Here is an 8,809-nt window from a genome sequence, read left to right as displayed (position 1 = left end):
AGTGTGGGCTTGAGAATATTCTTACTTTTTTGGAAAAATACTTAAAAAGTAAGAAAAGCAACTTGCTAATGATGAGTAGAGGTCGAGAAAAGCCTACTTTTGAATGAAAACAACCTAAAAGTAGTCAAAACAAATCAAATATAAAAAATAAAACAAAAACGGAAGTAAACAAAATGGAAAATAACAAAAAAGTAGATAATAATTATTTTATAGATTCAGACAAACTATCTGAAAAGGCATTGGAGAAAAAACATAAATTAGAAAATTGTCCTGAGTGTAGAACTAATCATATGGAATACATGGAAGGTATGGAGCGTATAGAGTCAGACATTTATGATAAGGTTTTATCTTCAATGGAAGAATATGATTATGATAAATATACAGCTATAGATGTTAAAAGAGCGCTTGATAAAGATACTTGTTCAATTGAGGATTTTAGAGCACTTTTATCACCGGCGGCAGCACCGTTTTTAGAGTTGATGGCAAAAAAAGCACGACTTGAAACACAGAAACATTTCGGTAATACTGTGTATCTTTTTACGCCACTTTATATAGCGAATTACTGTGAAAATTACTGTGTATACTGTGGCTTTAATTGTTACAATGATATTAACAGGGTTAAGCTTGATATGGAGCATATCGAGCACGAGATGAAGATTATTGCTGATAGCGGTATGGAAGAAATTCTTATTCTTACAGGTGAGAGTAGAGCCATGAGTGATGTTAAGTATATAGGCGAAGCATGTAAAATCGCCAGCAAATACTTCCGTATGGTTGGAGTTGAAATCTACCCTGTAAACACTGATGAATATAAGTATCTTCATGAATGTGGCGTTGATTATGTTACAGTTTTTCAGGAAACATATAATAGTGATAGATATGAAGAGTTACACTTGTTAGGTCATAAGAGAGTATTTCCATATAGATTTGAAGCACAGGAACGTGCGCTTATGGCAGGCATGAGAGGTGTTGCAGGATCCGCACTTTTAGGACTTTCTGATTTTAGAAAGGATGCATACGCAAGTGCACTTCATATGTATTATTTACAGAAGAAGTATCCACATGCAGAGATTTCACTTTCATGTCCAAGACTTCGTCCAATTGTAAATAATGAGGCAATTAATCCACTTGATGTATATGAAAAGGAATTATGCCAGATTCTTTGCGCATATAGAATCTTCCTTCCTTTCTGTGGAATTACAGTTTCTTCAAGAGAAAGTAAGGAATTTAGAAATGGTATAGTTAAAATCGCAGCAACTAAGGTTTCTGCAGGTGTTTCAACAGGTATAGGTGATCATGAGAGCAAATACACTGGAAAGGAAAGTGAAGAAGTAGAAGGCGATGAACAGTTTGAAATAAATGATACAAGATCATTTGCTGATATGTATGAAGATATGTCAAACGAGGGTATGCAGCCAGTACTTAATGACTACTTATATGTGTAGTTGATTTAATTTATTAGATGATAATTTGAAGCATATATGGTAGTGTAAATACAGAAATGGATGTTGATATGTTTAAAATATTTTGTATAACAAATAGAAAATTATGCAAAGATGATTTTGTGCAAACAATTGAAAGAGTTGTTAGTGAATATAAGTCTTTACAAGTGATTGAGAAAGCTCTAGAAAAAGAAATTTCCTTGGGAAAAAATGAATTACTAGTTAGTAGTAATATGAAACTAACTGATGAAGATGGATTGAAAGAATCTACATTTGAAAATATTGGTGAAGGTATGACTAATTCTAATCTTCCAAAGCCTGATATGCTTATCCTACGTGAAAAGGATTTATCAGAAGACGAGTACTATGAACTTGCAAAAAAGATAAAGCCTATGTGTGATAAGGCAGGGGTTGAATTAGTTATTCATACGTATGTAAATGTTGCTAAGAAGCTTGGAGTTAAGAGTATACATCTTCCTCTTGATAAATATATTATGTTAACCGAAGAGGATAAACAACTCTTTGATAATATTGGGACATCAGTGCATTCATTAGATGATTTAGAAAAGGCAATTAGTTTGGGAGCTAATTATGTTTTAGCAGGTCATATATATGATACTGATTGCAAGAAGGGACTTCCAGGTAGAGGACTTGAATTTTTACAGGAAATATGTAGCAATGTTAGGGTACCTGTGATTGCTATTGGTGGTATAAACATGGACAGACTTAAAGAAGTTAAGGATGTTGGTGCTAGTGGCGCTGCGATTATGAGTGGGTATATGAATTAAGGAAAAATTAAATAATGATAGACATAAAAAATAGCTCCGCGTGGGGCTATTTTTTATGTTATTAAATTCTTGTTATATAGATTTTGTTGGAGTATAATAGACACTATAAGAAACGGAAGAATAAATATAAAGGGTAATTCTTTTGCTTCATATGGGGTCTGCAACTAAAAAATGTATTTCACTTGGGGGTGTAATATGAGCAAAATAGAGAAGGGTAAGGAAGTTGTAGTAGCTTCTAATGAATTGGAATTTAAAAAAGTAAAGGGAAGATTAGCCTTAAGGCTGACATTTGGTGTGTTCTTGCTTTCGATGGTATTTGCTGCATTATCTGTTATAGTGTGTACGAGGGTTTATAGAAAAAATCTTTTGGAGCAGATTGCATCGGATAACTGTGTTATAGCACAGGGAATATCAGATTCAATTAGCCAGAAAGTTGATTGTACAGTATACGCGGATAAATTGGTAAGAATTTTTAAGAGTATGACTAAGGAAGAATTGGAGAATCAGTATGCTGAAGGGTATAGAAGTAAGTTCGCGGTATATGAGAATAACGAAGATTTAGAATTTATTAAGACTTCACTTAGAGGATTTAAAAAAGCAACTGATATAAGAGATGCTTATATTTTTACATATGATCCTGAAAGTGAGAATTGTATATATTTAGCGGATCCTGACGTTACGGATAATAGATGTCTAGTTGGAGAACATGAGTATGTTACACCTGAAAACTTTGCAGGATATTTAAAATCAAATGAAAATGATCCTTATACTACCATTTATCATAGTTTAGGTGAAAAGGTTATGACTACTGGAGTTGGTATATATGGTAGTGGTGGACATAAGTGCGTTGTCTTACTTGATGTTACAATTGATAGTATTGATGTAAAAACAAAGAATTTTGCAATTATTTATATGAGTATGATGGTTGTTGTTTCAATAATCATAGCTGTTATAGCTGGATTTGTTGCTACATATAAGCTGGTTCGTCCGATTAATAAAATTGCAAAAGCTTCAATGGAATATGTTAACGACAAGCAGGAGTATATTCAGAATAGAAAGCTTGCTGCTATTAAGAAAAATAAAAATATTAAGGTTGATAAGGTTGGGGAACATTTCTCGAAACTAAAAATTAGAACTGGGGATGAAATTGAAAATCTTGCTAATAGTTTAAAGGTTATGGAGAAAGACCTTAAGACCTATGAAAAAGATTTAAATAAAATTACAGCTGAAAAGGAAAGAATTAGTGCTGAACTTAATCTTGCAACTAACATTCAGGCTGATGCACTTCCCAGCAATTTTCCAGTATTTACTGAGAGAAAAGAATTTGATATTTATGCGAAGATGACACCTGCTAAGGAAGTAGGCGGTGATTTTTATGATTTCTTTTTGATTGATAATGATCATCTTGGACTTGTTATGGCGGATGTTTCAGGCAAGGGAGTCCCAGCTGCTCTCTTTATGATGAATGCAAAGAACCTGATTAAGAATTATGCGATGCTTGGATTTGGACCAGCTGAAACACTTCATCAAGTTAACTTAAGAATATGTGAAAGTAATGATGCAGACCTTTTTGTAACAGTATGGTTTGGTATCTTAGATATTAATACAGGTATTATTACTGCAGCAAATGCAGGGCACGATTATCCAGCTGTTATGCATGAGGGAGGAGCATTTGCTCTAGATGAGAATGTTCATGGTATGGTTGTAGGCCTTATGGATATGGCCAAGTTCACTGATTATGAAATTAAACTTGAGCCAGGAAGCAAGATTTTCCTTTATACGGATGGTGTTCCTGAGGCTACAAGAAATGATAAAAAGATGTACGGTCTTGACCGTATGATTAAGACGCTTTCTCTTAATAGGGAATTGAATCCTGAAAATCTTATTAGAATAGTAAGAGAGGATGTTGATGAGTTCGTAGAGGATGCAGACCAGTTTGATGATATCACAATGCTTTGCGTACATTATAAGGGGATAGAATAAAGGTATATATGATTAAAAGATTTGAAAAAACATATGGAAGATATGTATTAAACGTTAATGGAAGTGATAGATATGCATATTCACATTCTGATAGTAGTGATTTATATGATTTGAAAGAATGGCAAGAATATGGAGGATATCAAGGCTCTATAATAATGATTTATGATTTGCTTACGGGAAAGGTTTATGAACCATTTGCTAAGAAGAAAAATGTGATGTATGGAAATCCAATATTTGTGGATGGCTATTTGTATTTTCTAAAAGCAGATTATGATGAAAAAGAAGTATTTTTATATAAGTGTTTACCAGAAACTTTATTAGAAGTCGTAACAACGCTTAATATTTCGGAAGTTAATCTTTACAATCTTTGTATATGTGGAGAGAAAGTAAATATAATTCATCAGGATTTGAATGAATTTAAGTCTTATTACCCTGATAAATTTTCATTTAAATTTGAGGATGAACATGAGTCGGTTTTTGCTATAAGTGATGGCAAAGTTTATTGTGAGACTTGGGTTGAAGAAGACTGGGATGATGAAAATAATCGAGCAGGTGATAATTATAAATTTTATAACATGGTAAGAGTGAGAGATTTTAATGGAAATTTAATTTCTGAAGAAATAGGCGCGATTCACCAGGCCATGGATGGAACATATTGGATAGTTTGATAAAACATGGAATTTACAGGTTTTTGATAGAACTTTTTTATATTTGTTGTAATAATATGCTAGTGTTTATATCAGAGAGTAAAAAGGATGTGCAGTATGAAGAGGATTTATATGGCGCCGATGGAAGGTGTTACAACATATGTTTATAGAAATGTATATAATAAATATTTTAAAGGTGTGGATAGATATTTCACACCTTTTGTTGCGAGCAGTAAGTTAAAAGGCAGGGAGAAAAGTGAGGTCTCAAGAGAAACTAATAAGTGTGAAAATTTGATTCCTCAGGTACTTACAAATAATGTTAATACTTTTTGCTTGATTGTTAATCAGTTAAAGAATATGGGATATGATGAGGTTAACATAAATCTGGGATGCCCTTCAAAGACAGTTACTGTTAAAGGACGTGGAGCAGGCATGCTTTCAGATACATATGCCTTGGAAAAATTTTTAGATGAAGTATTTGAAAAGACAGATTTAAAGATATCAATTAAAACAAGACTTGGAATATCATCCATGAATGAATGGGAAGATATTTTGAAAGTTTATCAGAAGTTTCCATTAAGTGAACTTATAGTACATGCAAGACTTTTAGATGAATTATATGGAGGAAGCGCTCATATAGATGCATTTAAATTAGCTCAGGATATGATGGAAGTTCCATTGTGTTTTAATGGAGACATTAGAGATGTTGATTCCTTTAAAAGAGTAGTTGATGCGAGTAGCGGAGATTGTAGTGAAGATAGTAATTTTAATGGAAAAAAGAAAACTAATAATTTCAATGCCGTTATGCTAGGTAGAGGGTTTATTGGGAATCCTTGGCTCGCAGAGGAGATTAAGGGAAGTTTCTTGAACTATGATGATAGGTTAGATAATAAATTTAGAGTGGGCGGTAAACTAGATGATTATGAGAATTTAGATAGTTCTAATGATTCTAGTGAACTTACGATATCTAATAGATTGAAAATATTTAAAGATTTTCATGATGATCTTCTTTCTGAATACATTAAAGTTATGCCAGGAGAAACTCCTGTTTTATTTAAGATGAAAGAACTTTGGGCATACTGGTTATTTGAAGGAGAAGAGATTTCTAAGATTCTTCCAGGTATTAATGAAGTATTTAATGGTGATTTAAAGAAAGTAATTAAAGAGATTAGAAAAGCTGATAGTGTTGCTAAGTATAGAAGCGTGGTAGGAATGTTGTTTTAGAAGTTGAATAACCATAACGGTAAATACTTGTTGTGTAAGTACAAAACCATATGATAGAATAATAGCAGAGGGTTTAATACATTATAAAGGAGATATATATGGAGAATTTTGCGTTTTATTCACCTACACAGTTTGTGTTTGGTAAGGACACAGAAAGCGAAGCAGGAAAACTAGTTAAGAGATTCGGAGGAAGTAAAGTATTACTTCATTTTGGTGGTGGAAGTGTTGTTAAATCAGGACTTCTTGATAGAGTTAAAAAATCACTTGATGCTGAAGGAATCTCTTATGTTGAACTTGGCGGAGTTATGCCAAATCCAAGAAGTGGATTAGTTTATGAAGGAATTGATTTATGTAAGAAAGAAGGCGTTGACTTTGTTCTTGCAGTAGGTGGCGGATCTACAATTGATTCTGCTAAGGCAATTGCAGCAGGTGTTGTATACGATGGAGATTTCTGGGATTTCTATAGAGGAAAGCGTATTGAAGAAGCTCTTCCAGTTGGTACAATTCTTACAATTGCAGCAGCAGGTAGTGAAGGTAGTCCAGATTCAGTTATTACATATGAAGATGGTATGTATAAGAGAGGTGCAAGTGGAGATGCTATTAGACCTAAATTTAGTATCTTAAATCCAGCTCTTACACAGACATTACCACCATATCAGACAGCAGCTGGTATTACAGATATTATGGCTCATTTATATGAGAGATATCTAACAAATTCAAAAGATGTTGAAGTTACTGATAGAATGATTGAAGCATTACTTCTTACTATGGTTCATGAAGGACCTAGAGTAATTGAAAATCCTAATAATTATGAGGCAAGAGCTAACATTATGTGGGCTGGAACAATGGCTCATAATAACTGTTGCGGTGTTGGTAGAAGTCAGGATTGGTTAAGTCATACAATCGAGCATGAACTTTCAGCACTTTATGATTGTGCTCATGGTGCAGGTCTTGCAGTAACAATGCCAGCAGTATTTAAATATGAACTTTCACATGATGTAATGAGATTTGCAAAAGTTGCAGTTAGGGTATGGGGATGTCAGATGGATTTTGATCATCCTGAAAGAACAGCCCTTGAGGGTATTAATGCATTTAAGAATTTCTTATCATCAATTGGTATGCCAGTTACATTTGGCGAACTTGGTGCTAAGGAAGAAGATATTCCAAAACTTGTTGATGTACTTTGTAATGGTGATGGAAGAACTGGTTCAATCTCAGGTTTCATTACATTGAACGAAGAAGAATGTGCAAAGATTTATAAGATGATGATGTAATTGTTTTAGCCGCAGGGTATTATCCCTGCGGTTTTTATGATTTCGCAACTTTTTTTCCGTGATATATTTATGCATGTAATATAGAATGTGTGTATGGTATCGATGAGAAGGAAAGGAGAATGGTGAGGTACTCACCACAAATAGGATTATGTTAGAGATTAAAGGTAAATATGCAACAGCAATATGTTATGCGAAAGTTATAGAGGATGAAGCTATTGAACAGATAAAGAGAATGTGTGATTACGAACTTACTGAGGGTAGTGAAATAAGAATTATGCCTGACGTTCACGCTGGTAAGGGATGTACAATTGGTACAACAATGACGATTGCAGGTAAGGCTTGCCCAAATGTGGTTGGTGTTGATATCGGTTGTGGTATGTACACAGTTAAGTTAAAAAATAAAGAACTTGATTTTGAAAAGATTGATGAGGCCTGCCATTTCATTCCATCAGGAATGAATGTATGGGAAGGTAGAATGGAAAGATTTGATTTATCAGACCTTAAATGCTACAGAGCTCTTAGAGATACAAGAAGACTTGAAAAATCCCTTGGAACTCTTGGTGGTGGTAACCACTTTATAGAGGTAGATCAGGCGAACGATGGAACATACTACCTCGTAATTCATTCAGGAAGTAGAAATCTTGGAAAGCAGGTTGCTGAAATATATCAGCAAATAGCCATCGATTTACATTCAGGTAAGGAGCAGTATTATATTGATAGAGATAGAATTATTGAAGAGTATAAGGCTGCTGGCAAAAGAAAAGAGATAGAGGGCGAACTTAAAAAGTTAAAGAAAGAGTATGAGGATAATGCGTTACTTATACCTGCAGATATATGCTGGTTATATGGTAAGTTTTTAGATGATTATTTACATGATGTTAAGATATGCCAGGCATTTGCTAAGAGAAGCAGAGAGCGTATGGCTGAGATTATCTTAGATAGAACTGGAATGGAGGCAGTAGAGAGCTTTCATACAATTCATAACTACATCGATACTGATGAGATGATTTTAAGAAAGGGTGCTATCGCAGCGCATGAGGGTGAGAAAGTTTTAATTCCTATTAACATGAGGGACGGTTCTGTAATTGCAGTCGGTCGCGGATGTAAGGATTGGAACTATTCAGCTCCACATGGCGCAGGTCGTATAATGTCAAGATCAAAAGCTAAGGATTCTCTTAGCATGGATGAGTACAAAGAGACTATGAAGGGTATTTATACTACTTCAGTTAATGAAAGCACACTTGATGAGGCACCTATGGCATATAAGTCTCTTGAGGACATCATTGATGTTATCAGAGATTCTGTAGACATCATTGAGGTTATGAAACCTGTATTTAACTTTAAGGCAAGCGATGACTTACCTTGGAAAAAGAAATAGAGAATCACGCATCTACCCGGATGCGTGGTTCTTTTTGATACGAAAATTGCTATTGCAATGGAGCAAACCGTGT

7 protein-coding genes are annotated in these 8,809 nt (G+C 34.1%); all 7 read left to right on the top strand.

What is annotated here, in order from left to right:
• Positions 1-173: 173 nt before the first annotated feature.
• The 7 genes from thiH to B5D16_RS05555 all read left to right on the top strand — a co-directional run bounded on the left by thiH (position 174) and on the right by B5D16_RS05555 (position 8,736).
• Positions 174-1,445 (top strand): 2-iminoacetate synthase ThiH, encoded by a 1,272-nt coding sequence (gene thiH, locus B5D16_RS05585; protein WP_078765993.1) that lies wholly within the window; start codon positions 174-176, stop codon positions 1,443-1,445.
• Between the two features lie 68 nt (positions 1,446-1,513).
• The gene (locus B5D16_RS05580) at positions 1,514-2,230 is read left to right on the top strand and encodes a thiamine phosphate synthase (RefSeq protein ID WP_159444294.1); all 717 of its coding nucleotides are present in this window, start codon (positions 1,514-1,516) and stop codon (positions 2,228-2,230) included.
• Between the two features lie 195 nt (positions 2,231-2,425).
• On the top strand, positions 2,426-4,213 hold the full coding sequence (locus B5D16_RS05575; RefSeq protein ID WP_159444293.1) for a PP2C family protein-serine/threonine phosphatase: 1,788 nt from the start codon (positions 2,426-2,428) through the stop codon (positions 4,211-4,213).
• A gap of 8 nt (positions 4,214-4,221) precedes the next feature.
• Positions 4,222-4,881 (top strand): hypothetical protein, encoded by a 660-nt coding sequence (locus B5D16_RS05570; protein WP_078765990.1) that lies wholly within the window; start codon positions 4,222-4,224, stop codon positions 4,879-4,881.
• Between the two features lie 96 nt (positions 4,882-4,977).
• Complete coding sequence (locus tag B5D16_RS05565; protein ID WP_159444292.1) at positions 4,978-6,084, top strand: tRNA dihydrouridine synthase; 1,107 nt, start codon at positions 4,978-4,980, stop codon at positions 6,082-6,084.
• A 98-nt stretch (positions 6,085-6,182) separates the two neighbouring features.
• Positions 6,183-7,358, top strand: coding sequence for an iron-containing alcohol dehydrogenase (locus B5D16_RS05560; RefSeq protein WP_078765988.1), 1,176 nt, complete (start codon positions 6,183-6,185; stop codon positions 7,356-7,358).
• Between the two features lie 148 nt (positions 7,359-7,506).
• Positions 7,507-8,736, top strand: coding sequence for an RtcB family protein (locus B5D16_RS05555; RefSeq protein ID WP_078765987.1), 1,230 nt, complete (start codon positions 7,507-7,509; stop codon positions 8,734-8,736).
• Positions 8,737-8,809 lie beyond the last annotated feature (73 nt).

The organism is Eubacterium uniforme, from assembly GCF_900167115.1.
Classification (GTDB): domain Bacteria; phylum Bacillota; class Clostridia; order Lachnospirales; family Lachnospiraceae; genus Eubacterium_S; species Eubacterium_S uniforme.
Note: the sequence above shows the minus strand (reverse complement) of the source record. Positions and strands in the feature narration are given on the sequence as shown.

Coding starts and splice junctions, on each gene's coding strand:
- thiH (WP_078765993.1), top strand. CDS start 174: ATGGAAAATAACAAAAAAGTAGATAATAATTATTTTATAGATTCAGAC.
- B5D16_RS05580 (WP_159444294.1), top strand. CDS start 1,514: ATGTTTAAAATATTTTGTATAACAAATAGAAAATTATGCAAAGATGAT.
- B5D16_RS05575 (WP_159444293.1), top strand. CDS start 2,426: ATGAGCAAAATAGAGAAGGGTAAGGAAGTTGTAGTAGCTTCTAATGAA.
- B5D16_RS05570 (WP_078765990.1), top strand. CDS start 4,222: ATGATTAAAAGATTTGAAAAAACATATGGAAGATATGTATTAAACGTT.
- B5D16_RS05565 (WP_159444292.1), top strand. CDS start 4,978: ATGAAGAGGATTTATATGGCGCCGATGGAAGGTGTTACAACATATGTT.
- B5D16_RS05560 (WP_078765988.1), top strand. CDS start 6,183: ATGGAGAATTTTGCGTTTTATTCACCTACACAGTTTGTGTTTGGTAAG.
- B5D16_RS05555 (WP_078765987.1), top strand. CDS start 7,507: ATGTTAGAGATTAAAGGTAAATATGCAACAGCAATATGTTATGCGAAA.